Consider the following 1,251-nt stretch of genomic DNA (forward strand, 5'->3'; position numbering starts at 1 on the left):
CCGCCGGCGTGACCGTGCGCACCGTCCGGCACTACCACCACATCGGCCTGCTGCCCGAGCCCGAGCGCGACGCCTCCGGTTATCGCCGCTACCGCGCGCCGGCGGCCACCACCCCCCCCCCCCCCCCCGCGCGGGCCGCCCCCGGCCCCCCGCCGCGAGCCATTCCCTTGGCAACACCGCCGACGGCGTCACCGAGCTGCCGACGTGGCGGCTCAACGCCATCGGGCACATGCCGGGCGCGTTCGCGCGCCTGCGCCCCGCCGCCTCCAGCTGACCCGCTGAGGGCAACATCCACGAGCGGCCGGTGGGGTCGGGCAGAGATTCTGTCCGGCCCCACCGGCCGCATCGCGGGGCTGTGTGTGCCCTGTGCGGGCGTGCGCCGGATGTTCCCCCCGCGCCCCGGGGGCGATGTGTGCGGAAATTACGGGCGCGTTTATGGCCTGCGCGCTGTCTTCGGGCAGTAGGGCCGAATAGGGCGGGTTGACATTCAGGGATGTATCGAGCGTCAATGCGTGGGCCGGTAATTGCGGCGGGCGCGTCGCCCGGCCGTGATCCGGAAACGTTTCGTTATTCCCGGTGTGGTCTGTTGTTGTTAACTCATGACAAGGAGGCGGCATGCCGAAAGATGCGATTGTGGGTACCAGTGTGACTCATGTGGTGCGTGGAAGCGATCTCGGGGTATTGACCGATTTCGCCGCGAGGCACGTCGCCGACGGATACCAGGCGACCGAACCCTGGGCGGTCGGGGAGAGTGGGTGGGTGCTCAGTATCCGGCAGTCGGCCGCTCCTGACCTCGGGCGTACGGAAATCGAGGCGCGATGCGCCGCCGCGGGTCTCACGTATTTACGTGAGGACATCGACCATGTCATGCGCGACAACGCGACGCATGACGACGAGGGCGCGATCAAATTATCGGCCAGACTCAGCGGTAAAGTTTATGTGTCCGTGCGATCCAAAGACGACAGCACGCTCGGTAAGCTGCTGCTCATGTCCCCGGCCGAATGCAACCACGGCGTCACGATATGCCGGGAATGCGCCGGAAGCTGGGAAATAGATTACGAGGTGCGGTACTCGGCCACCAAAGCCGGACGGGAATTGGCCCGGCAGCGCGCCGACACCGAACCATCACCCGCCCACGAACCCACCGTCGAATAGTCCAAAACGGCACCCCGTATGCCCCCGGGGGGGCGCCCCCCGCGCGGGGGCCCCCGGGGGGGGGGGAGGGGGTTGGCCCCCGGTGACCCCCCGGCC

Annotated in this window: 1 protein-coding gene and 1 pseudogene; both read left to right on the top strand. The window is 68.7% G+C overall.

The window, feature by feature from the left end; all coding sequences use genetic code 11:
* Window positions 1-104: pseudogene (locus QH470_RS13050) on the top strand (MerR family DNA-binding transcriptional regulator); the annotation flags it as partial.
* Between the two features lie 529 nt (window positions 105-633).
* Complete coding sequence (locus QH470_RS13055; RefSeq protein WP_280272597.1) at window positions 634-1,155, top strand: hypothetical protein; 522 nt, start codon at window positions 634-636, stop codon at window positions 1,153-1,155.
* Window positions 1,156-1,251 lie beyond the last annotated feature (96 nt).

This window comes from Nocardia wallacei (assembly GCF_029868745.1).
Taxonomy (GTDB): domain Bacteria; phylum Actinomycetota; class Actinomycetes; order Mycobacteriales; family Mycobacteriaceae; genus Nocardia; species Nocardia wallacei_B.